The sequence below is a fragment of the Streptomyces sennicomposti genome (genome assembly GCF_019890635.1).
GTDB lineage: Bacteria > Actinomycetota > Actinomycetes > Streptomycetales > Streptomycetaceae > Streptomyces > Streptomyces sennicomposti.
Genome location: NZ_JAIOAB010000037.1, coordinates 1 through 21,765, shown reverse-complemented (window position 1 = coordinate 21,765; position 21,765 = coordinate 1). Strand labels below are relative to the sequence as shown.

The following is a 21,765-nucleotide window of genomic DNA, read 5'->3' as shown; positions in this document are numbered from 1 at the left end:
CCCGCGAGGGCACCCCTTTGCGAACGGGCGCCCTTCTCGCACCGACCTCCGCCGTCCCGTACGGCATCGTCCGACTCCCCGGCGGGATCCGCTCCCGCCGGACCGACCTCCCTCCTCGGCCGCCTTCCTCGGCCCACCGGCGCACCGGTGCGTTCCGGTCAGCCCCAGGTCGCCGAGTAGTGACGCCGGTACGCCTTGCGGTCCCGCTCCGCGCGCAGCCACCGGGTCGCCACCAGCGCGATCAGACTGCCCGCCATAACCAGCAGACCCGGCCCGACCGTGCGCGGATCGGTCAGCCGCGCCGACAGCGTGCTCCCGGCCGTCCCGCCCGTCACCGGCGCGGCCGAGCCGGGGGAGACCCCGCCCGGCGCGCCGGCGCCCTGAGCGGCCGCCCCGCCGGAGGAACCGCCTCCCGGCCCGCCGGACGCACTCCCGGTGGGCGTCGCCCCGCCCGTGGCCCGCGCCGGAGCCGCCACGATCAGCCGCACCCCCAGCGCGTTCATCGCCTTCGTCACCGGCTGGAAGAACGTCGTGCCGCCCGTCGTGCAGTCGCCGCTGCCGCCCGAGGTCACCCCCAGGGCGATGCCCTCCGAGAACAGCGGACCGCCGCTGTCGCCCGGCTCCGCGCACACCGTGGTCCGGATCAGCCCGGTCACCGTGCCCTCCGGATAGTTCACGGTCGCGTCCAGCCCGGTCACCTCCCCGTCGTGCAGCCCGCTGGTGCTGCCGCTGCGGAACACCCGCTGCCCCACCGCCGCGTCCCCCGCCCCCGTGATCCGCACGCCGTTGCCGCCGCCGATCGCCACCACGTCCGCGCCCTGCCCGGCCCGCCCGGCGGCGTACCGCACCAGCGAGAAGTCGCTGCCGGGGAAGGTCCCGGCGACCGTGCTGCCCAGCTGCCGGTCGCCCTGCCCGGCCGCGAACCAGGTCGAACCGGTCGGCCCGCAGTGCCCCGCGGTGAGGATGAAGTCGCTCTTGCCGTCCGTCACGTTGAAACCGGCCGAACAGCGACCGCCCGCCGACAGGATGGGCTGCGCCCCGTTCAGCCGCGTGGTGAACCGGCCCTCGGCGCGCTCCATGCGGACGAAGGAGCCGATGCCGCTCGCCACCCGGCTCATCCGGCCCCAGTCGGCGGCCGAGACGGAACTGTCGGCCTGCACGGTCACCCGGTTGGTCCGGTAGTCCACCGCCCACGCCGTGCCGGGCACCCGCGGCGCCGCGCGCAGCGCCGCCCCCGCCGACCTCAGCTCGTCCATGCTGTGCCGCACGAGCTTCGCCTCGGCGCCCGCCCGCCGCACCTCCGCCGCCGCCTCCGCGTCGGTCACGGCGACGACCGTACGCCCGTCCGAGCCCACCCAGCTGCCCGCCGTACGGGCGGTGCCGAGCCGCGCCACCAGACCGGAGCCCGGCGCGGCCGGCGAACCGGCGGACGAGCGCGGGGAGGCCTGCGTCCCGGACGGCTCGCCGGCCAGCGCCGACTGCGCGACCATCGCCGTGCCGAGCAGCAGTCCCGCCACGGCCGTCAGCCGTGCCGCTCGCCGGACCACCCGTCGTCGTGCGTGCCTCATACCTGGCTCCCGAACCCCGAACACCGGTGCACCACCGCGAGGCGCCGCGCCGCTCGGGCGCCCTCCCCCCATACGCGCCGCACCGCGCCCGCGTTCACCCGCCGCCGGCCGGGCGCCGACGGCCGCACTCGGAACTGTGCGCCCGGCCGCCTATCTTGGGCACATGAACAGGATCCCGCACGACACGTCCGGTGAACCGGACCCCCTGCGCGTCCTCACCCCCGACGAACTGCGCCGCCGCACCAGCATGAAATGGCGCACCCACCCCGCCGACGTGCTGCCGCTGTGGGTGGCCGAGATGGACGTACCCCAGCCCGAACCCGTCGTCCGGGCCGTCACCGACGCCCTCGCCCTCGGCGACACCGGCTACCCCGCGGGCACCGCCTACGCCGAGGCGCTCGCCGCCTTCGCCGCCAAACGCTGGGGCTGGGACACGCTCGCGGTGGAGCGCACCGCGCTCGTGCCGGACGTGATGCTCGGCGTGGTGGAGATGCTGAAACTGGTGACCGGCCCCGGCGACCCGGTGATCGTCAACCCGCCGGTGTACCCGCCGTTCTTCCAGTTCGTCACCCACATGGACCGCCGGGTGGTCCAGGCGCCGCTCGGCCCCGACCTGCGCCTGGACCTCGACGCGCTCGACGAGGCGTTCGGCCGGGCCGTCGCCGGCGGCGGACGCGCCGCGTACCTGCTGTGCAACCCGCAGAACCCGACCGGCACCGTGCACACCGCCGCCGAACTCACCGCCGTCGCCGAACTCGCCGGCCGCCACGGCGTACGCGTCGTCGCCGACGAGATCCACGCGCCGCTGACCGCCGCCGGCGTCGCCTTCGTGCCGTATCTCAGCGTGCCGGGCGGCGAGCGGGGCCTGTCGCTGATGTCGGCCAGCAAGGGCTGGAACCTGGCCGGGCTCAAGGCCGCCCTCGCCGTCGCCGGCCCGGAGGCCGCCGCCGACCTCGCCCGCCTGCCCGAGGAGGTCGGCCACGGCGCGAGCCACCTCGGCGTCATCGCCCACACCGCCGCGCTGCGCGACGGCATCGCCTGGCTGGACGCCCTGCTGGCGGGCCTCGACGAGAACCGGCGGCTGCTCGCCGCACTCCTCGCCGAGCACCTGCCCGAGATCCGCCACCGGCCGGGCCGGGCCACCTTCCTCGCCTGGCTGGACTGCCGGGGCCTCGGCCTCGGCGACGACCCCGCCCAGGCGTTCCTCGACCGGGGCCGGGTGGCCCTCAACTCCGGCCTGCCGTTCGGCGAGGGCGGCGCCGGACATGTGCGCCTGAACATCGGCACCTCGCCGGACCTGATCACCGAGGCCGTACGACGGATGACGGAGGCGGTTCGATGACCCCCGAGGAGACCCTCGCCCGGCTCGGCGCCGGCAAGTACCTGCTGCTCACCAGCTACCGCAAGAACGGCACCCCCGTCTCCACCCCGGTCTGGGTGGTCCGCGACGGCGCGGCGCTCGGCGTCTGGACGGTCGCCGACTCCTACAAGGTCCGCCGCATCCGCAACCGGGCCGACGTCCTCGTCGGCCCCTGCGACGTGCGCGGCAACCCGACCGGCGACCAGATCCCGGCCACCGCCGAGATCACCGACCCGGCCACCACCGCCCGCTACCGCGGCCTGATCGCCCGCAAGTACGGCATCGTCGGCCGTCTCACCCTCCTCGGCAGCCGGCTGCGCCGGGGCGAGCGGGGAACGGTCGGCATCCGGGTGACCCTGACGGGCTGACGACGCGCACATGACGCGCCGGCGACCACGCGGCGAATCGTCCCGGAACCTCCGCGTGGCGGCCCTCTTGAGTCGATGTGCGCGGCTAGGCTGCGGGCGCCGGGACGGGACGGGCGTCGCCGGCGGGCCCCGGACCGTCGCGGCCCGCGCGAGCCGGTGCGGCGTCATGGATGCGACGGAGCTGGTGCGCAGTGGAGGGGACCCGGGCCCGCGGCCTGGCAGTGGGGCGGTGGCTCACCGAACGGGCCGGCCGGTGCCTGGCCGCCTCCGTGGCGCTGTACGCGCTGACCGCCCTCGTCGATCCCTCCCAGCCGCTGGACCTGCGCGTCTACCGGGGCGGCGCACCGCATCTGTTCTCCGGCGGCCTGTACGACTTCGCGGTGCACACCGGCCCGCCCATCCCCGTCCTGCCGTTCACCTACCCGCCGTTCGCCGCGCTGCTGTTCACCCCGCTGGCCGCCCTGCCCTGGGACGTGGCGCTGGTGCTGTGGCGGGCGGTCTCGGTCGCGGCCCTGCTCGTCCTCACGGCCGGGTCCCTGCGCCTGCTCACCCCGCCCGGCGGGGGCCGCGTCCGCGAGCGCGCCCTGCTGTGGGCCGCCGCCGGACTCTGGCTGGAACCCGTGCGCCACACGCTCGACCAGGGGCAGATCAACCTGCTGCTGGGCGGCCTCGTCGTCGGCGGGCTCGCCCTGTGCCGTACGGCGGCGGGCCGGGGCGCGGCCGTGGGACTCGCCGCGTCGGTGAAGCTGACCCCGGCCGTCGGCGGGCTGTACCTGCTGGCGACCCGGCAGTGGCGGGCGGCGCTGTGGGCGACGGCGGCCGGCGCGGCGGCCACGGTCCTGGCCTGGTGCGTCTCGCCGGGCCAGTCGTGGCGCTACTGGACCTCGCTGGTGACCGACACGAGCCGCGTCGGCCCGGTGCGGACCGTGCGCAACCAGTCCCTGCGCGGCGCCCTCACCAGACTCCTCGGCCCGGACGCCGGCGGGACCGCCCTGTGGTGGACGGCGCTGGCGCTGGTCACCCTGGCGGCGGCCTGGGCGCTGTACGCCGCCGTACGGCGCGAGGACCGGCTCGGCGCCCTGGTCGCCGTGCAGCTGTACGGGCTGCTGGTGTGCCCCATCTCCTGGAGCCACCACTGGATCTGGTGCGTGCCCGCCATGATCTGGCTCGCCCACGGCCCCGGTCGGCGGCTGCCGCTTCGCCGGGTCGCGCTCGCGCTGTGGGCGCTCGTCACCGCCGGCCGGCTGGTGCCGCGGCTGAGCAGGATCGAGGACGCCACCGTCCACTCCGGTCCGTACCCGGCGCTCATGGCCTGGCTGGGGACCGGCTTCGCCGTCTGCGCGGTGCTGACGTTCCTGGTGCTCGCCACCGGGGGCGAGCGGCGCCGTGAGCACGCGGCGGTGCCCGGCGGGCAGCGGTCCGGCGACCGCTCGGACAGCTCGCTGCTGTCCTGAGACGGCGACGCCTGCTGGACCGCCTCGACTCCCTGGGGACTGCGGGTAACTGACTGGGTGTCAGGTCCAGGCGCGGTACGGCTCGTCCAGCAACTGGAAGACCGGCTCGCCCCGCACCGGGTCCTTCGCGGTGGACAGGCGCACCCGGTCGCCGCCGTGGATGCCGATGGGCGGGCCCATGACCCTGCCCCGCACGACGAAGCCCTCGTTCATCTCTATCAGCGACACATTGCGCGCCGCCGGGGTGTTGCGGTGCACGACCGTGGAGTGGCGGACCGTGCCGACGCCCTCGCTGCGCTCGGTCCGCAGCTCGCTGCCCCGGCACACCGGACACAGCACCCGGTGGTACATCGCCGTACCGCACCAGGCGCAGCGCTGGAAGTACAGCGCCTCCGGGTCGTGGCCCGCGGGCTCCAGCAGACCGGTGGCGGAGCCGGCGGCCGGATGAACGGCGTTCCCCGAGTGGTGGTACACGCTGGTCAACTCCTTGCTCTCGGCCGGAATCCCGCGTGCCCGGCTCAGTCCGCGCACGCCGTGCGCGGTCGGGCTGTGCCACCGTGCACGGCGACAGCGTATGGCACTCAGTGCCGTAGGTAAAGGTACTGGGTACCGTCAATTGGCGACGGCGACCCGTACGCCCGCCCGAAGTAACCTTTCCTCGCCCACCCCGCACCTCGTGCCTTCCCCGCGCGCCACGCCCAGGAGCCCGCCATGCCGTCCGCACGTCCCCGCCTCCTCTACGTCACCGACCTGGCGTATCCGGCGCGCGGGCGCCGCTACTGCGACGAGGACATCGGGCTGACCGCCCGGCTGCGCGACGACTTCGACCTGGCCCTCGCCCACCCGCGGGACGCCGCCGCCCTGATGGCCGCCTTCGACGCGGTGGTCGTCCGCAACAGCGGCCCCGTCCTCGGCCACCGGGACGCCTACGACGACTTCCGTGCCCGGGCGCTGACCGCCGGAACCCGCGTCTACAACCCGCTCACCGGCCGCGCGGACATGGCGGGCAAGCAGTACCTCCTCGACCTGACCGCCGCCGGGTACCCGGTCATCCCCACCGTCGACCGCGCCGAGGACCTGCACCGGCTGCCCGCCGCCGACCGCTACGTGGTCAAGCCGAAGCTCGGCGCCGACTCCATAGGGCTGCGCGTCGTCCCCGCCGGGGAGCTGCCCGGCCTCGCCGACGGCACCGTCCTCCTCCAGCCGCACATCGACTTCGTCCACGAGATCTCGTTCTGCTTCGTGGACCACGACTTCCAGTACGCCCTCTACGCCCCCGACCCCGAACGGCGCTGGGAGCTGCGGCCGTACCGCCCCACCGCGCGGGACCTGGAGTTCGCCCGGCGGTTCATCGACTGGAACACCCTCGGCCACGGCATCCAGCGCGTGGACGCCTGCCGGGCGCCGGACGGCGAACTGCTGCTGGTCGAGCTGGAGGACCTGAACCCGTACCTGTCCCTGGACGCGCTGGACGACCCGGCCCGGGAGTCCTTCGTCGCCGCGCTGAAGGCGTCCCTGCACCGGTTCCTGGCCGCCGCGCACTGAGACGGCCGCCGCGCCGCGGCGGTTGACGCGCCGCGCGGCGGGCACACGCCCACGGGGACGCGCCGGACCGGAGTCGCGCGCCCCCGGTGGACGACGCGGCGCACCGGCGCGGGAACGGAGCGGTACGGCATGACGAGCGGCAAGGGAGTCGTCGACCGGCTGGACCCCGACATGTGCGTGGTGACGGCCCGGGCCGGCGGGGAGCGGGCCGGCTGCCTGGTCGGGTTCTCCTCGCAGTGCTCGATCAGCCCGCCCCGGTTCGTCGTGTGGCTGTCCAAGGAGAACCGGACCTACCGGGTGGCCGAACGCGCCGACCGGCTCGCCGTGCACCTGCTCACCAGGGGCCAGCACGCGCTCGCCGAGCTGTTCGGCGGCAGCACCGGCGACGACGGCGTGGACAAGTTCGCCCGGGTCCGCTGCTCGGAGCGGGACGGCGCGGCCGTCGTCCTGGACGACGCGCCGGTCTGGTTCGTCGGCCGGATCGTGACGCGCGTCGACGGCGGCGACCACGTGGGCTTCCTGCTCGACCCCGTCGAACGGGGCGGGACCGGCGTCGCCGACGAGCCGGTCCTGCGCCTGTCGGACACGCTCGGCATCTCACCGGGCCACCCGGCGCACTGAACCGAGCGCACTGAACCGTCCGCACTGAACCGTCCGCGCCGAGCCGTCCGCGCCGAGCCGGCGTCCCGGCGGGCCGGGCGTACGCCGGGTTCTGCGCCGGACCGGACCTTGCGCCGGATCGGGCCTACGCCGGTTCCGTCGGCACCCGCACGTCCAGGACGCACACGTCGTCGCGCCGCTCGCCCTCCAGCAGCGCGGCCAGCAGCGGACCGAGGGAGCCGGGCGCGTCCGAGCGGTGCGCGGCGGTGGCCCGGGCCAGCCGCTCCAGGCCCAGCTCTATGGACTCGCCGGGCCGCTCCACCAGGCCGTCGGTGTACAGCAGAAGCCGGTCGCCCGGCTCCAGGAGGCACTCGGCCTCCTCGTACACGGGGGTGTCGGTGGCGCCCAGGAGCACACCGCGCGGGCGGTCGAGGAACCGGGCCTCGCCCCCGCGCAGCAGCAGCGGCGGCAGATGACCGGCCTGCGCCCAGGCGAGCCGGCGCCGCTCGGGGTCGTAGCGCGCCAGGACGAGTGTGGCCGTGCCCCTGGAGTCGCGGGAGTGCAGCAGCAGGGTGTTCAGCCGGGTGAGGGCGCCCGTCAGCGACGAGCCGGTGAAGAGCATGCCCTTGGCGGTGAAGCGGAGCTGCGCCATGGTGGCCACCGCGTCCATGCCGTGCCCGGCGACGTCGCCGACCACGAACAGCGCGTCGCCGTCCGGCAGTTCGATCGCGCTGAACCAGTCGCCGCCGACGTGGATGCCCGACTGCGCCGGCAGATAGGCGAGGTCGACCCGCAGCCCGGCCAGCCGCAGGGGGCGGCGCGGCAGCGGCAGCAGCGCGTGCTGCAGCCGGCCGGCGATCATCCGCTCGGCCTGGAGGATGCCGTGCTGCGCCACCATGGCCTGCTCGCTCTCCAGCAGGGCCAGCTCCGCGCTGCGCTGCGCGGTGAGGTCCTGCACGAAGCCGTGCACCTGGACCGGGCGGCCCGCGGCGTCCGGCTCGGCCTCGGCGACGGCCCGCAGATGCTTGTCCCCGGCGGCCGTCCTGATCCGGAACGGCACGTCGAACTGCTTGCCCTCGGTGCGGATCTCCCGCACGGCGCGGGCGAGGGCCGGTCCGTCCTCGGGGACGGCGAGGTCCGCCAGCTCCTCCAGCCGGAGCGGGCCCCGGCCGGGGTCGCGGTCGCACAGGGCGTAGACCTGCGCGGACCAGGTCGCCTCGCCGGTGACCAGGTTCCAGGTGGCCCAGCCGAGGTGGCCGAGCCGCTGGAGATCGGCCAGGAGCTGTTCCTGCCGGTCAGAGGCGTCCTGCCGCCGCCAGGTGACGACCAGCCGGCCGTCCAGACGGGCGGCCCGCACCGAGTAGGTGGCCGGTTCCTGGCCGCCGCCCACGGACTCCAGCCGTACGTACGGCTCGCTCGTGTACGGCTCGCCGGTGTCGAGCGTGTCGAGCCAGTCCTGCCAGAGCGGTTCCCCGGCGACGGTGGGCCGGCATTCGAGGATCCGCAGCCCGATCAGCTCACGGCCCCGGCGCCCGGCCGGATCGACGGCCTGGGGGGTGGCGGCGTCGATCCGGAAGTCCTCGACCGCGCCGGTGGCCGAGCGCAGCGGGCTGAGCAGCAGCGTCATCCCGGGCAGCGCGTCGAACAGGGCCTGCACCGCAGCCGTCCTGACGCTGCCGCCCGCCTCCCCGGCCGCGTCGACGGCGGGCTCCCGTCCGGGGGCGGACTCCCGCACGGCGGCCGGTTCTTGTACTGCGGCCGGTTCCCGCGCGGCGGCCGGCTCCTGTGAGGGGGTGGCCTCCTGTGCGAGGGCGACTCCCCGCGCGGCAGTGGCGGGTGTCACGGCGGCCTCGTGCCCGGTGGCGTTCCCTTCCGCGGGGGCGGCGCCCTGCGCGGCGGTCGCCGACGCCGTCGCCGGCCCGTCGCAGGCCTGACCCGGCGGGGGCGCCAGCGCGCCGAGCGTGAGCCAGGCCTCCTCCGCCGGAGTGCGGCCGGCGGCCTTCGCGCGCCGGAGCAGTTCCTCGTGCGCGGCCTCGGCACCGCGCCCGGTCAGCGCCATCAGCGCGCCCGTGGCCCGCTCCACCACGGCCGAGGCCGCCGCCTCGTCCCGCAGCCGGTCCAGCTCGGCCCGCTGCCGGGCCACCACCTTGGCCAGCGCCGCCCGGTCGGGGGCGGCGCCGGTCTTGGCGCGGTAGGTGGGTTCGCTGCTCACGCGACGAGCATCGCACATGCGGACAGGTCCGATCACAGCCTTGCCGCCCCGGATCCGGGCGGGCGCCGGTCACCCGGGCGCCGCCGCGGAGCGGGCGGCTCAGCGGCCGCCGCGCTCCACCAGTGCCTCGGTGACGGCCCGGACGCTGCGGGCGATGTGCTGGAGCTGGAGCAGCTCCGCGGCGTACAGCTTGATCGTGTGTTCGATGACACCTTCGTGCAGGCCCAGGCGGGGCAGGTCGGCGCGCGCGGTCTGGAGGGCGGTGCGGACCACGCGGATCTCCTGCTGCACCTGTATCTGCGCGTGCCGGGCGAGCAGGACGGGGTGGCGGACCAGCACGGGGTAGCTGCCGTAGCGGGCGGGCACCAGTTCGCGCAGCCACCGGGCCGCCGAGCGCTCCCAGTCGTAACTGCCGGGGGTCTTGACCTGGCAGGGCCAGTCCGGGCTGATGCGTGTGGTCGTCACAGGCATGGGTCTTCGCTTCCGGTGGTGCGGCGTCGAGGCACGGGGCCCGACAGGGTGGGGGCGGCCCCGGCCTAGGGGATGACCGGGGCCGCCGCGGGCGCTCGCGCGGTCCAGGCCGAGCGGGCGCCCCGTGCGGGTGGTGATGAGGGGTGAGGCGGGTGGGGGCGGTGGGACGGAAGCGCGGAACTGCCCGGAGCGGGCCGACCGCGATCCGTGAGCAGTATTTATATATGCCATCCGCTTGGCAAGACGTATGAAAACATTCATGACGGCTTTGAACGGCATGGTCCGCATACGTTCCGACCAATCCGCGCGACCCGCCCGGGCCGCCCCGGCGCGAGCCCCGGCTGCGGCGGCAGTGCCCCCGGCGCGGCAGCCGGAGCGCCGGTCGGCGCGTCAGTCCTTGAGAAAGAACTGGTGGCGGTCGGCGATCTGCTCGTACTCCTCCAGCCGGGCCTGGGTCCGCTCGGGATCGGCGTCCGCCATGGCCTGGAGCAGCGCCGCGCACATCACGCCGGGCGCCGCGTAGGAGTCGAAGACCAGCCGCGACCCCGTGCCGGTGGCGAAGGTGACGTCGGCCTCGTCGGCGACCGGCCCCAGCGCCAGGTCGGTGATCAGGGCGACCTTGAGCCCGGCGCCGCGCGCGACCCGCACCGCGGTCAGGGTCTCGTGCGCGTGCCGGGGCATGGAGAAGGCCAGCACCCAGGTGCCGCCGGCCTCGCGGGACTGGAGCAGCGCGTCGTAGGCGACGCTCCCGCCAAGGGTCACCAGCCGCACGTCGGGGTGGACGCGCCGGGCCGCGTAGGCGAAGTACTCGGCGAGCGAGACGGAGATGCGCAGCCCGAGCACGGTCAGCGGGGCCGAGCGCGACAGCTCGCGGCCGACGGCGATCACCCGGTCGGGGTCGGCGAAGTCGCGGCGCAGGTTCTCCAGGTTGTCGATCTCGGCGTCGACCGCCGCCTGCAACTCGTTGGCCCGGTCCTCCTCGGTCGCGCCCGGCCCGCCGGCGAGCGTCCTGAGCGCGATGGACTGGAGCTTCTCGCGCAGCGCGGGGTAGCCGCTGAAGCCGACCGCGCCGGCGAACCGGGTCACCGAAGGCTGGCTGACGCCGACCCGGTCGGCCAGCTCGGTGATGGACAGGAACGCGGCCTCGGCGATGTTCTCGATCAGGTACTGCGCGATGCGCCGCTGGCCGGGAGACAGCTGCGGCCGGTCGAACAGCGCCCGGAGCTGGGAGGCCGGGGCGGGCTCGGCCTCCGGCGCGGTCCGGCCCGAGGTGATCGCGGACGCCTGGGCGCGAGCCTGCTGCGGCGATGGCGCCGGGGCGCCTGCATTGTCTCCCACAGAGGATCAACATAGCTCACTCACCGTCATGACCAGCGGGGGTGCGGGCGGAACCGGCCGGTCACGCGACCCCCGCACGCCTCTCGCACCCCTCGCGCCCCACCCGCGGAACACCCCCGGAGCGCCTGCGGAACACCCCCGGGGACACCCGCGGAGCACCCGCCTCCGGATTTCTGCCCCGCGGATGGATACGCGCCCGCAGCCCGGGAACCCGCCGTCGGAAGGAACGACCCCGCGGCGCACGCGGACGACCCGCGCGGCGCCCACGGGCAGCCACCACCGCCACGACAGACGAGGAGCCCCGCGACATGACCGTCCCCGAGGAGAACCGGCCCAAGACCGACACCACCGACGAGGTGGTGGCGAACCGGCGTACGGACGCGGCCAAGGAGCAGGGCGGCACCGGCCGCACCCTGCGCGAGGCGCTGGAGGAGGCGCAGGTCCGCCCCGACGACTTCGAGGAGAAGTGACCGATGAGCGCACTCAGCGCGCTGGAACAGGCCCTGGAGAACCGGTGGGACGCGCTGTGGTCGCGGATCGCCGGGCGGGGGCCGGTCGAACTCCTCGACGCGCTGCACCGTGAGTGCGACGGGAACGCCGTCGTGTGCAGCGAGGACCGGGTCATCGTGCCCAACGCCTACGACGTCGAACTCGCCGAACCGGTGCACGAGGAGCTGACCCGCCGCGGCAGCCGCGTGGGCCAGGCGCTCACCGACAGCCTGGCCCGCCACGCCGAGCGCCACGGCTACGAGTGGGCCGGCCCGCTGACGGTACGGGTCGCCCGCTCCGACGAGGTGCCCAACGGCCGCTACCGCGTGGCCGGTCACGTCATGCCGCATGTGAGCGCGGAGGCGTTCCGCGACCCGGCGTAGGCCCCGCCACGCGCCCGCCTCGCGGCCGGGCCCGTACGCCCCGTCCCCATGGCGTGACCGCGACCGTGACCGCGACAGCTGCCGTGGCGGTCGGCGCGGTCAGCGCCGGTAGAGCGTGATCGAGTGCCCGACCTCGTCCACCGCACGGCTCGACGCGATCAGCTCGGCCAGCCGCCCCGTCGCCTTGGCGGCGGCCGAGTCCGACACGACCAGCAGCCCGTGCACGTCCCCGGGCCGCGCCGCGCGCGGATCGGCGGCGTGGACGCCGTAGAACGACGGCACGCCGCTGCCCTTGTAGACCAGCCACACCCGCTCGCCCGGGTAGCGCGAGCGCAGCCGGCCGGCGAGCCGGCCCAGGTCCTGCCCCCAGTCCACGTTGGAGTCGTGCAGCAGCAGATGGGTGCGGGCCGGGCCGCCGAACGCCTCGTTGGCGTACGGCAGGTAGAACGGGCAGGCCCGTACGGAGCTGACCGCGACGCACGCCGTCAGCACCCCGGCCGCCGCGAGCGCGCGCCGCGTGCGGCCCGCCGTCACGACGGTCGCCGCGGCGACAGCCAGGAACATCGGCAGGAACAGCGCGTAGCGGGTGCCGAAGTCGCGCGAGGAGTGCATGGCCGCCGCCAGCAGCACCGCGGGCGGCGCGAGCACGTAGGCCGCCGCCCGCCGCAGCCGCCGCACCGACAGCAGGACGGCCGCGCCCGCGGCCCACAGCGCGAGCATTCCGAGCGGGGTCTTCACCAGCAGCGCGGCCGGCAGGTAGTACCAGCGCGCCCCGGTGTACACGTGCCCGAACAGGAAGCCCTGCCACGGCCGTCCCTCCAGCCCGAACTGGATCCGCATCCCGTCCCGGTACGCCCCCGGGAACGGCATCAGCCCGACCAGTGCCGCGCGCACCCCGTGCACGGCGGGCACCGGACCGGCGTACGGCCTGCGCAGCCGGGGATCGACCGCCAGATAGGAGGCCCAGACGACGGCCGCCATGGCCGCCGCCGCGACGGCGGCCCACCCGGCGGCCACCGCCGCGTCCCTGATCCGGGCGGCGCGCCGGCCGAACCCCTCGCCCGGCGGCCGGCCGCCCCGCGCGGGCCGCACCGCGACCACGGTGAGGGCCAGCAGCACCGGCACGGCCGGGAGCGCGTTCATCTTCGTGGCCACCGCCGCCCCCAGCGCCGCCCCGGCCAGGGGCACATACAGCCCCGGCCGCCGTCGCGCCCGCCACAGCAGCCACGCCGAGGTCAGCACGAATCCCGCGGCGGGCACGTCCAGCGTGGCCAGCGAGCCGTGCGCGATCAGATCGGGGGAGAAGGCGTACAGGGCGAGCGCCACCAGGCCGCCCGCCGGACCGGCGAGGTCACGGGCGAACGCGAAGACCGCCAGCCCGAACAGCAGCGTCAGCGCGATCACCGGCAGCCGGGCCCACAGCATCAGCCGCCACGGATCGTTGCCCGACTCGTACAGCAGATGCCGCCCCGCCGCCCCCTGGTCTCCGGTGAACGAGGTGTCCAGGCGCGGACCGGCGGCGGCGACCCCGGCCGCGATCAACAGCTTGCCCAGCGGCGGGTGTTCGGGGTTGTACGCGAGCCGGTGTTCCCGCAGGTAGACCGCCGCCGTGGCCACGTACACCGGCTCGTCGATGGTCGGGGTCTGCTCCCTGGCCGCGGTCACCATCGCGGCGGCCATCTGCGCCAGCAGCAACCCGGCGACGCACGGCACGAGCCATCGCCGCCACCACGCCGTGTGCCGCCGCGCCGCCTCGGGGACGGCGCGCGCCGGTCCGGGAAGCCCTGCGCCGACCGCCGCCGCCGCTCCGGGCGGCCCTCCGGGACCCGGCTCCGCCGTGTTCGCCGTCTCCGCCGTGTTCGCCGTCTCCGCGTCGTGAGGCCCGGGCGCCGTCCGGGCCGTTCGCTGTTCGCTCGCCATCGTCCGCCCCGCGGCGCCCGCCGTCCGGGCCGCGCCGCCGCACGCGTCGTACCGGCAGACCCTCTGCCGTGCCCACCGGTACGGTCCGCGGCCGGTCGCGGTTCAGCGCGCGCCCGCGACCGGCACGCCGGGGCCGCGCTCAACGAGCGGGCGGCACCGCCGTGTCCGGCACGATCAGGTCCGCGCGGTCGCGGGTCGCCGCCACCAGGTCCGCGTTGCGCCGGTCCGTGCCCAGCACCCAGGCGACCGCCTCGTCGTGGCCCTTGCCGAACTCCTCGTGCCGGGCGACCAGACGGCGCACCCGTTCCGTCTCGTCCAGCTCGCAGAACCACACCTCGTCCAGCTCGGCCCGCACCCGCGCCCACGGACCCTTGTCCAGCAGCAGGTAGTTGCCCTCGGTCACCACCAGCCGGGCCGTCGGCGGCACCGGGACGGCGCCGGCGAGGGGCTGCTCCAGGACGCGTTCGAAGCCGGGCGCGTACACCGTCTCCGCCGTGCCGTACTCCTCGCGCAGCCGCCGCAGCAGCGCCGCGTAACCCGCCGCGTCGAAGGTGTCCGGCGCGCCCTTGCGGCCGCGGCGGCCCAGGCGGTCCAGTTCGGCGTCGGCCAGGTGGAAACCGTCCATCGGCACATGGGCGACCCACGGCTCGCCCGCGCCGTTCAGCGCGCGCACCAGCCGCTCGGCGAGCGTGGACTTGCCGGCGCCCGGGGCGCCCGCGATGCCCAGCAGCGCGCGGCGGCCCCCGCCGGTCAGCGAGCGGGCCCGGTCGAGGAGGTCGGCGAAGGTCGGCGGCACCCGCCCAGTGTGTCACCCGGCCGTACCAGCTCCCGGGCCGCCCTGGACGGCCGTTGGCCGGAAAGTAGGGACACGGCACGGTCGATGTGGCGCGCGCCACTTCGTCAACGCGGCGATGCGGGGAAGGGTGCCTGTATGAAAGAGCTCGGTCTGCCCCCGGAAATCCTGGCCTGCCTCTTCGACCTCGACGGCGTCGTCACCAAGACGGCCGTGGTGCACGCGGCCGCCTGGAAGGAGACGTTCGACGCGTTCCTGCGCGAGCGGGAGGGCGCCGGCTACCGCCCCTTCGACTCGGCCGCCGACTACGACGAGTACGTCGACGGCCGGCCCCGCGCCGACGGCGTCCGCACCTTCCTCGCCTCGCGCGGCATCGAACTGCCCGAGGGGAGCCCCGACGACCCGCCGGACGCGCCCACGGTCAACGGCGTCGGCAACCGCAAGAACCAGCTCGTCCTGGAGAAGATCCGCACCGAGGGCGTGGCGGCCTACGACGGCACCCTGCGCTACATCGAGGCGGTGCGGGCGGCCGGTCTGAAGACGGCGATCGTCTCCTCCAGCGCCAACACCCTCGACGTGCTGCGCTCCATCGACGCCGAGCGCCTGTTCGACGTACGGATCGACGGCGTGGTCGCCCGCGAGCGCGGCCTGCCCGGCAAGCCGCACCCGGACACCTTCCTCGCCGCCGCCCACGACCTCGGCGTGGAGGCGAAGCAGGCCACCGTCTTCGAGGACGCCCTGGCCGGGATGGACGCGGGCCGCTCGGGCCACTTCGGCTACGTCGTCGGCGTGGACCGCGTCGGGCAGACCGACGCGCTGTACGCGCACGGCGCCGACGTGGTCGTCAAGGACCTCGCCGAACTCCTCACCGCCGCACCGGGAGGCGCCGCGTGATCACCCACGGTTCCTACGCCGTCGAGCCGTGGAGCGTGCGCGAGACGGAACTCAGCCTGGACGTGCTGGCCCAGAGCGAGTCCGTCTTCGCGCTCTCCAACGGCCACGTCGGCTGGCGCGGCAACCTGGACGAGGGCGAGCCGCACGGCCTGCCCGGCTCCTACCTCAACGGCGTCTACGAGACGCACCCGCTGCCCTACGCCGAGGCCGGCTACGGCTACCCCGAGTCGGGCCAGACCGTCATCAACATCACCAACGGCAAGGTGCTGAGGCTGCTCGTCGACGACGAGCCGTTCGACCTGCGCTACGGCCGGCTCGTCTCCCACGAGCGCGTCCTCGACCTGCGCCGGGGCGTGATGACCCGGACCTGCGAGTGGTGCTCGCCGGCCGGCACCCGCATCCGGGTGCGCGCCACCCGCATGATCTCCCTCACCCAGCGCTCCATCGGCGCGATCGCCTACGAGGTGGAACCGGTCGACTGCCAGGCCCGGGTGGTCATCCAGTCCGAACTGGTCGCCAACGAGCAGCTCCCCGATGCCGACGGCGACCCGCGCGCGGCGCTGGCGCTTCAGGCCCCGCTGGAGCCGGAGGAGGACTTCGCCGCCGGCAACCGGCTGCGGCTGGTGCACCGCACCCGGCGCAGCGGGCTGCGGGTGGCCGTGGCCGCCGACCACGTCGTCTCCGGCCCCGAGCGGACCACCACCACCAGCGAGAGCCACCCGGACCTGGCCCGGCTGACGGTCGCCGCCGTGCTGGAGGCCGGCCAGGCGCTGCGGGTGGAGAAGATCGTCGCGCACGGCTGGTCCGGGGCGCGGTCGCTGCCCGCCATGAGCGACCAGGTGGACGCCGCCCTGGCCGCCGCCGCGCACGGCGGCTGGTCCGGACTGGTCAAGGAGCAGAAGGCGTACCTGGACGACTTCTGGACGTGCGCCGACGTGGAGGTGGACGGCGACGAGGAGATCCAGCAGGCCGTCCGCTTCGCGCTCTTCCACGTGCTCCAGGCCGGCGCCCGCGCCGAGGAACGGGCCGTCCCCGCCAAGGGGCTGACCGGCTCGGGCTACGACGGGCACGCCTTCTGGGACACCGAGATGTTCGTGCTGCCCGTGCTCACCTACACCGCGCCGGACGCCGTGGCCGAGGCGCTGCGCTGGCGGCAGAACACGCTGCCCGCGGCCCGGGAGCGGGCGACCCAGCTCGGGCTGAGCGGCGCGGCGTTCCCCTGGCGGACCATCGAGGGGCAGGAGGGCTCGGCGTACTGGCCGGCCGGCACCGCCGCCTTCCACGTCAACGCCGACATCGCGCACGCCGTGGTCCGCTACGTCGCGGCCACCGGCGACGAGGAGTTCGAGCGCGAGAGCGGGATGGAACTGCTGGTGGAGACGGCCCGGCTGTGGCGCTCGCTGGGCCACCACGACCACCGCGGCACCTTCCACATCGACGGCGTCACCGGCCCCGACGAGTACAGCGCGATCTGCGACGACAACACGTACACCAACCTGATGGCGCGGGCGAACCTGCTGGCCGCCGCCGACGTGGTCGAGCGCTACCCGAAGGAGGCGGAACGGCTCGGCGCCGACGACGAGGAGAGCGCCGCCTGGCGGGACGCCGCCGACGCGATGAACATCCCGTACAACAGCGAGCTGGGGGTGCACGAGCAGCACGCGGGCTTCACCCGCTACCAGCGCTGGGACTTCGCCGGCACCCGCGCCGACCAGTACCCGCTGATGCTGCACTTCCCCTACTTCGACCTGTACCGCAAGCAGGTGATCAAACAGGCCGACCTGGTGCTGGCGATGTACACCTGCGGCGCCGAGTTCGACGCGGAGCACATCGCCCGCAACTTCGCCTACTACGAGCCGCTGACGGTGCGGGACTCCTCGCTGTCGGCGTGCGTGCAGGCGGTCATCGCCGCGCAGGCGGGCCATCTGCGCCTGGCCTACGACTACGCGGCCGAGGCCGCCCTGATGGACCTGGAGGACCTGGAGCACAACACCCGCGACGGGCTGCACATCGCGTCGCTCGCGGGCACCTGGATGGCGCTGGTGACCGGCTTCGGCGGCACCCGCCGGTCCGGCGACGCGCTGGAGTTCGCGCCGCGCCTGCCGGAGAAGTTCAGCCGCCTGGCGTTCTCGCTGCGGTTCCGGGGCCGCCGGCTGAAGGTGGAGATCACCCAGGAGACGGCGACGTACACGCTGCTGGCCGGACCGGAGCTGACGGTCCGCCACCACGGCGACGCGGTCCCGCTGAGCCCGGACGCCCCCTCGGCGGCCCGCACGGTGCCGGCCCCGAAACACCGCCCGGCCCCCGAACAGCCCCCGCATCGCCGCCCCAACACCCGCTGAACCGCCGACGGGCCTCGGGGGCGGGAAACGGACCGACCGGCCCGCCCCCGGCCGACCCCGCTCCCTGATCCGGCCTGATCCAAACGAGAGGCCCTACGCCGGCCCCCGGGCCAGCAGTTCCCGCAGGGCGTGCTCCTCCTCGGGGCTCAGGCCGGTGACGAAGCGGCGCAGCACCGCGATCGGGTCGGGGCCGCGGTCGAGGGCGTCGTGCATCGCCTGGGCGGTCAGCTCGGCCGCGTCCTTCGCCGGCCGGTACGCGCCCCGGCGGCCGTCCACCTCGCGCAGCACCAGACCCTTGTCGTAGAGCCGCTTGAGGATGGTGTGCACGGTGTTGTACGCCAGGCCGCCGCCGATCTCCAGCTGGATCTCGGCCGGCGTCAGGGGCCGTTCCGTCGACCACAGGGCCGTGAGGACCTCGCTCTCCAGCTCGCCCGGGCTGCGCCGTTCCGTCCTGCCGTGAGGCCCTCCACCAGCCATGCCCTCAACCTTACAGCGCGTAGTGATGCCGGGGTCCGGCGGCGCCCCGGCCGGCGGACCACCGCGACACGGGCCGGTTCGCCCCGGAAATCCCCGCTTTTCGCGGCTTCATCGTTTCTGCTGGTCCCTTCCGAGTTCGCCGACCTTTATCCGATACTTTTCCGACGATTCCCCGACCTCCCACCCGGCTGCCGCGTCCGTCCCGCAGACTGTGGGGAGTCAGAAACCCTACAGTGCGTAGGGGGAGGGGTGGAGATGGCCGACAGCACGCACGCCATACTCGCCGGGACCCGGCGCCCCGCACCGGCGCCCGGCGCCGGCCGCGCCCCCGGCCCCCGCGACGCCCTGCCCGTCGCGGCGGTCGCCGCCGCCTTCACCCTGGCCCAACTGCTCCTCGTCCGTCCCGGCACGGGCCTCGGCTGGGACGAGTCCGTCTACGTCAGCCAGGTCAGCCCGCACGCCCCGGCCGCCTTCTTCAGCGCCCCGCGCGCCCGCGGCGTCTCCCTGCTGGTGGCGCCCGTCGCCGCCTGGTCGTCCTCCACCGCGCTCCTGCGCGTCTACCTCGCCGTCCTCTCGGGCCTCGCCCTGTACCTCGCCCTGCGGGTGTGGCGCACCCTCCTGCCCGCCCCGGTCCTCGCGCTGGCGGGCGCCCTGTTCGCCTCGCTGTGGGTGACCGTGTTCTACGGCCCGCAGGCCATGCCCAACTACTGGGTGGCCATCGGCGCCCTCGTCTGCGCCGGCTGCTTCCTGCGCGCCCGCGCCGACGGCCCCGCGGACGGCCGCTCCCGCACCGAGGACCGCCACCGCGACCGCGCCGGGGAGCGCCCGCATCCAGGCCACCGCGACCGCGCCGCCCTGTACGGACTGCTCGGCGGTGCGGCCCTGATGGCCTGGATGCGGCCCATGGACGCCGTCTGGGCCGTCCTCCCGCTGCTCGCCCTCGCCCTGGCGCAGAGCCACTGGCGGCCGCTGGCCGCCCTCCTGGCCGGGCTCGTCGCCGGGGCCGCCGAGTGGGTGATCGAGGCGTACGCCGCCTACGGCGGCCTGCTGCAGCGGCTGTCGGACGCCTCCGCCATCCAGGGCCGCCTCGGCCCGCACTTCGCCGTCGTCGACCAGCTGCGCAGCCTCGGCGGACGGACCCTGTGCCGCCCGTGCGCCGGAGCGGTGCCCCACCCGCTGATCACCGCCTGGTGGTTCGTCCTCCCGGCACTCGCCGTGCTCGGCGTCGTCCTCGCCCGCCGGGCCGGCCGCACCGCGCCCGCCGGGGTCGCCGCGGCCTGCGCCGCCACGGCCGCCGTCCCCTACCTGTTCCTCATCGGCTACGCGGCCCCCCGCTTCCTGCTGCCCGCCTACGCCCTGCTCGCCCTCCCCGCGGCCCTCGCCCTGACCCGCCTCGTCAGGAGAGCGGACGGCGCCCGGCGCCCCGTCGCCGCCTGCCTGGTCGCCGTCGGGCTCGCCACACACCTCGCCGTCCAGTACGCCGTCCTGACCCGCACCGCCGACCGCACCGCCGCCGCCCACCGCGACTGGGACCGCACCGCCGCCGAACTGCACCGCCTGGGCGTACGCCCGCCCTGCCTGCTCACCGGCGACAACGCCATCCCGATCGCCTTCTACACCGGCTGCGCCTCGGCCGCGACCGAGGGCCACAACGCCAACACCACCCGGGCGGCCATCGAGGAGACCGCCCGCCGGCAGCCCGTCGCCGCCCTCGTCGCCGCCCACGGCTCTCCGCCCGGCTACGCCCGCGCCTGGCCCGTCCACCCGTTCGGCGACCTGCGCCTGTACGTCGCGCCGACGGCGCGGAAGGGCGCCGGACGATGACGACGTCCCCGCCGGTCGCCGCCGCCCCCGTCGCCCGCCGCCGCACCTGGTGGCACACCGGCGCCCTGCTCGCCGTCCTGCTGTGCGCCGCCTACCTCGGCGGCCGGCACTGGCCCCTGGTGGCGAGCGGCGTGGACCGGCTCGCCGTCGCCGACCAGGGCTGGCTGCTGGTGGGCGCGGCGGCGGCCGTCGCCACCTGGTGCTGCGCGGCCCTCGCCCAGCAGGGCGCGGTCGCCGAACGGCTGCCCGGCGGGCGGCTGCTGGCCGCGCAGTTCGCCGCCTCCGCCGCGAACCACGTGCTGCCGGCCGGGCTCGGGGCCGGCGCGGTCAATCTGCGCTTCCTGATGCGCTGCGGGCTGCCCGCCTGCCGGTCGGCGAGCGCCCTCGCGGTCAAGGCCGCCGCCGGGGTGCTCGCCCGCGCCGTCCTGATCGCGGTGCTCGCCGCCGTCTGCCCCGGCGTCCTGCGCGTCCCGCACGTGCCGGTGACGGCCGTGGCCGGGGTCCTGGCCGCCGTCACGGCGCTGACCGTGCTGCTGCGCGGCCCGCTGCGGTCCCGCTGCGGGCGCGTGCTAGGCACGGTGCTGGCGGACGTGCGGGCCGTGCATTCCCGGCCGCACCGGGCCGCCGCCCTGTGGGGCGGCTCGCTCGCCTTCGCGGCGGCGCACTGCCTGGTGGTGGTCGCCGTCGCGCAGGCCGTCCGGCTGCCGCTCGACGCGCCCCGGGTGGCCCTGCTCTACCTCGCCGCGAGCAGCGCCGCCGCCCTGCTGCCCACCCCGGGCGGTCTCGGCTCGCTGGACGCCGCGCTGGCCTTCGCCCTCACCACCGCCGGGGCGCCGGGCTCGGGGGCCGCCTCCACGGTCCTCGGCTACCGCCTCCTGACGGTCTGGCTGCCCCTCGTCCCCGGCCTGCTGGTCCTCGGGCTCCTGATCCGCCGCCGGGCGCTCTGACCCGGCGCGGGCGGCCGGCCCTCGCGTCGGACCGATCCCGGCAGAGGCGGACGGCCGTCGTGCCGGCGGACCGGCCTCAGGCTGGCGGGCGTTCGCGCCGGCCGGAGTACGACCGTTCCGCACCGCCCGGCGGCTCCCCGGCGGTCGCGCCCGCCTCCGACAGAGCGTCCAGGACGTCCGAGGGCAGCCACCGCACCGCCGCGTACAGACACATGGCCAGCCACCCCGCGGCGTACAGCCAGCCGCCGATCACGTCGGTGAACCAGTGCACCCCGAGATACACCCGGGTCAGCCCCACCAGCGCGCCCCAGCAGCCCGCGACCACGCACAGGGCGGTTCGGCCGCGCGGGCCGCGCAGCAGCGTCGCGGCGATCAGCAGACCGGCGGTGAGCGCGGACGTCGTGGTGTGCCCGGACGGGAACGACCAGCCGGAGGCGGCCGTCGCCCAGTCAAGACGCGGCGGGCGCGGCCGGGCGGCCAGCTCCATCAGGCCGTAGCGCACCATCTGGCCCACCGCGAGGCACACGACGCCGAGCCCCGCCGCGAGCGCCCGCAGGCGCGGCGTACGCCCGAGGAGGACCCCGGCCAGCACGACGAGCGCGTACGGCACCGCGCCCGTCCCCGTCGCCGTCAGCCCCCGGGCCACGGCGAGCGCCACCTCGGGCCGGTGGCCCAGCGACCAGGACAGCAGCCCCCGGTCTACCGGCAGCGGCGCGCCGCCGCCCCCGGCGGCGACCACGCCGACGACGGCGAACACGGCCCAGGCGCCGAGCCCCGCCA

At 75.7% G+C, this 21,765-nt stretch carries 20 protein-coding genes; 11 read left to right on the top strand and 9 right to left on the bottom strand.

The features are described from left to right. Nucleotides 1–158: 158 nt before the first annotated feature. Nucleotides 159–1,568, bottom strand: a complete 1,410-nt coding sequence (locus tag K7787_RS20325) for a S1 family peptidase (RefSeq protein ID WP_223002456.1) — start codon at nt 1,566–1,568, stop codon at nt 159–161. A gap of 163 nt (nt 1,569–1,731) precedes the next feature. Between K7787_RS20325 and K7787_RS20320 the strand changes: the two genes are divergently transcribed. The 3 genes from K7787_RS20320 (at nt 1,732) to K7787_RS20310 (ending at nt 4,750) form a co-directional block, all read left to right on the top strand. After that, entirely contained in the window at nt 1,732–2,910 is a 1,179-nt protein-coding gene (locus tag K7787_RS20320) for a MalY/PatB family protein (RefSeq protein ID WP_223002455.1), read from the top strand. Then, nucleotides 2,907–3,296 (top strand): PPOX class F420-dependent oxidoreductase, encoded by a 390-nt coding sequence (locus K7787_RS20315; protein ID WP_164387756.1) that lies wholly within the window; start codon nt 2,907–2,909, stop codon nt 3,294–3,296. Before K7787_RS20320 ends, K7787_RS20315 begins: the two co-directional genes overlap by 4 nt. A gap of 191 nt (nt 3,297–3,487) precedes the next feature. Beyond that, nucleotides 3,488–4,750, top strand: a complete 1,263-nt coding sequence (locus K7787_RS20310) for a glycosyltransferase 87 family protein (RefSeq protein WP_223002454.1) — start codon at nt 3,488–3,490, stop codon at nt 4,748–4,750. 60 nt (nt 4,751–4,810) lie between these two features. Here K7787_RS20310 and K7787_RS20305 read toward each other — a convergent pair whose 3' ends face one another. Next, the gene (locus tag K7787_RS20305; RefSeq protein WP_164387758.1) at nt 4,811–5,224 is read right to left on the bottom strand and encodes a Zn-ribbon domain-containing OB-fold protein; all 414 of its coding nucleotides are present in this window, start codon (nt 5,222–5,224) and stop codon (nt 4,811–4,813) included. 237 nt (nt 5,225–5,461) lie between these two features. On the opposite strand from K7787_RS20305, the gene K7787_RS20300 reads away from it, so the two are divergent. Beyond that, nucleotides 5,462–6,295, top strand: coding sequence for an ATP-grasp domain-containing protein (locus K7787_RS20300; RefSeq protein ID WP_223002453.1), 834 nt, complete (start codon nt 5,462–5,464; stop codon nt 6,293–6,295). A 129-nt stretch (nt 6,296–6,424) separates the two neighbouring features. Continuing rightward, nucleotides 6,425–6,916, top strand: coding sequence for a flavin reductase family protein (locus K7787_RS20295; RefSeq protein ID WP_223002452.1), 492 nt, complete (start codon nt 6,425–6,427; stop codon nt 6,914–6,916). Nucleotides 6,917–7,040: 124 nt separating this feature from the next. On the opposite strand, the gene K7787_RS20290 is transcribed toward K7787_RS20295, so the two are convergent. From K7787_RS20290 to K7787_RS20280, 3 genes are all read right to left on the bottom strand, one after another. Further along, complete coding sequence (locus K7787_RS20290; RefSeq protein WP_223002451.1) at nt 7,041–9,107, bottom strand: SpoIIE family protein phosphatase; 2,067 nt, start codon at nt 9,105–9,107, stop codon at nt 7,041–7,043. Between the two features lie 99 nt (nt 9,108–9,206). Then, a complete protein-coding gene (locus K7787_RS20285; protein WP_027758345.1) occupies nt 9,207–9,578 on the bottom strand; it encodes a hypothetical protein in 372 nt (123 codons plus the stop codon). A 390-nt stretch (nt 9,579–9,968) separates the two neighbouring features. After that, entirely contained in the window at nt 9,969–10,916 is a 948-nt protein-coding gene (locus K7787_RS20280) for a MurR/RpiR family transcriptional regulator (protein WP_019983545.1), read from the bottom strand. A gap of 308 nt (nt 10,917–11,224) precedes the next feature. Between K7787_RS20280 and K7787_RS20275 the strand changes: the two genes are divergently transcribed. Together K7787_RS20275 and K7787_RS20270 are read left to right on the top strand one after the other, a co-directional pair. Next, nucleotides 11,225–11,386, top strand: a complete 162-nt coding sequence (locus K7787_RS20275) for a hypothetical protein (protein WP_019983546.1) — start codon at nt 11,225–11,227, stop codon at nt 11,384–11,386. A gap of 3 nt (nt 11,387–11,389) precedes the next feature. After that, the gene (locus K7787_RS20270) at nt 11,390–11,788 is read left to right on the top strand and encodes a DUF3662 domain-containing protein (protein ID WP_019983547.1); all 399 of its coding nucleotides are present in this window, start codon (nt 11,390–11,392) and stop codon (nt 11,786–11,788) included. A gap of 99 nt (nt 11,789–11,887) precedes the next feature. Here K7787_RS20270 and K7787_RS20265 read toward each other — a convergent pair whose 3' ends face one another. Continuing rightward, nucleotides 11,888–13,456, bottom strand: a complete 1,569-nt coding sequence (locus tag K7787_RS20265; RefSeq protein ID WP_223002482.1) for a phospholipid carrier-dependent glycosyltransferase — start codon at nt 13,454–13,456, stop codon at nt 11,888–11,890. Between the two features lie 391 nt (nt 13,457–13,847). Then, nucleotides 13,848–14,504, bottom strand: coding sequence for a nucleoside/nucleotide kinase family protein (locus K7787_RS20260; RefSeq protein ID WP_223002450.1), 657 nt, complete (start codon nt 14,502–14,504; stop codon nt 13,848–13,850). A gap of 135 nt (nt 14,505–14,639) precedes the next feature. Here K7787_RS20260 and K7787_RS20255 point away from each other — a divergent pair, with 135 nt between their 5' ends. Then, a complete protein-coding gene (locus K7787_RS20255) occupies nt 14,640–15,395 on the top strand; it encodes a beta-phosphoglucomutase family hydrolase (RefSeq protein WP_019983551.1) in 756 nt (251 codons plus the stop codon). Beyond that, complete coding sequence (locus K7787_RS20250) at nt 15,392–17,737, top strand: glycoside hydrolase family 65 protein (RefSeq protein ID WP_223002449.1); 2,346 nt, start codon at nt 15,392–15,394, stop codon at nt 17,735–17,737. Before K7787_RS20255 ends, K7787_RS20250 begins: the two co-directional genes overlap by 4 nt. Nucleotides 17,738–17,830: 93 nt before the next feature. On the opposite strand, the gene K7787_RS20245 is transcribed toward K7787_RS20250, so the two are convergent. Next, nucleotides 17,831–18,214, bottom strand: coding sequence for a BlaI/MecI/CopY family transcriptional regulator (locus K7787_RS20245; RefSeq protein WP_009193411.1), 384 nt, complete (start codon nt 18,212–18,214; stop codon nt 17,831–17,833). 255 nt (nt 18,215–18,469) lie between these two features. Between K7787_RS20245 and K7787_RS20240 the strand changes: the two genes are divergently transcribed. Beyond that, nucleotides 18,470–20,038: a hypothetical protein gene (locus K7787_RS20240; protein ID WP_223002448.1), complete on the top strand. Its 1,569-nt coding sequence runs from the start codon at nt 18,470–18,472 to the stop codon at nt 20,036–20,038. After that, a complete protein-coding gene (locus K7787_RS20235; protein WP_169438909.1) occupies nt 20,035–20,985 on the top strand; it encodes a lysylphosphatidylglycerol synthase domain-containing protein in 951 nt (316 codons plus the stop codon). The genes K7787_RS20240 and K7787_RS20235 overlap by 4 nt, the downstream gene beginning before the upstream one ends. 76 nt (nt 20,986–21,061) lie before the next feature. Here K7787_RS20235 and K7787_RS20230 read toward each other — a convergent pair. Then, nucleotides 21,062–21,765, bottom strand: a 704-nt coding sequence (locus K7787_RS20230; RefSeq protein WP_223002447.1) for a phosphatase PAP2 family protein, incomplete at its 5' end; no start/stop codon positions are given.

Coding starts and splice junctions, on each gene's coding strand:
- K7787_RS20325 (WP_223002456.1), bottom strand. CDS start 1,568: ATGAGGCACGCACGACGACGGGTGGTCCGGCGAGCGGCACGGCTGACG.
- K7787_RS20320 (WP_223002455.1), top strand. CDS start 1,732: ATGAACAGGATCCCGCACGACACGTCCGGTGAACCGGACCCCCTGCGC.
- K7787_RS20315 (WP_164387756.1), top strand. CDS start 2,907: ATGACCCCCGAGGAGACCCTCGCCCGGCTCGGCGCCGGCAAGTACCTG.
- K7787_RS20300 (WP_223002453.1), top strand. CDS start 5,462: ATGCCGTCCGCACGTCCCCGCCTCCTCTACGTCACCGACCTGGCGTAT.
- K7787_RS20295 (WP_223002452.1), top strand. CDS start 6,425: ATGACGAGCGGCAAGGGAGTCGTCGACCGGCTGGACCCCGACATGTGC.
- K7787_RS20285 (WP_027758345.1), bottom strand. CDS start 9,578: ATGCCTGTGACGACCACACGCATCAGCCCGGACTGGCCCTGCCAGGTC.
- K7787_RS20275 (WP_019983546.1), top strand. CDS start 11,225: ATGACCGTCCCCGAGGAGAACCGGCCCAAGACCGACACCACCGACGAG.
- K7787_RS20270 (WP_019983547.1), top strand. CDS start 11,390: ATGAGCGCACTCAGCGCGCTGGAACAGGCCCTGGAGAACCGGTGGGAC.
- K7787_RS20265 (WP_223002482.1), bottom strand. CDS start 13,456: ATGGTGACCGCGGCCAGGGAGCAGACCCCGACCATCGACGAGCCGGTG.
- K7787_RS20255 (WP_019983551.1), top strand. CDS start 14,640: ATGAAAGAGCTCGGTCTGCCCCCGGAAATCCTGGCCTGCCTCTTCGAC.
- K7787_RS20245 (WP_009193411.1), bottom strand. CDS start 18,214: ATGGCTGGTGGAGGGCCTCACGGCAGGACGGAACGGCGCAGCCCGGGC.
- K7787_RS20240 (WP_223002448.1), top strand. CDS start 18,470: ATGGCCGACAGCACGCACGCCATACTCGCCGGGACCCGGCGCCCCGCA.
- K7787_RS20235 (WP_169438909.1), top strand. CDS start 20,035: ATGACGACGTCCCCGCCGGTCGCCGCCGCCCCCGTCGCCCGCCGCCGC.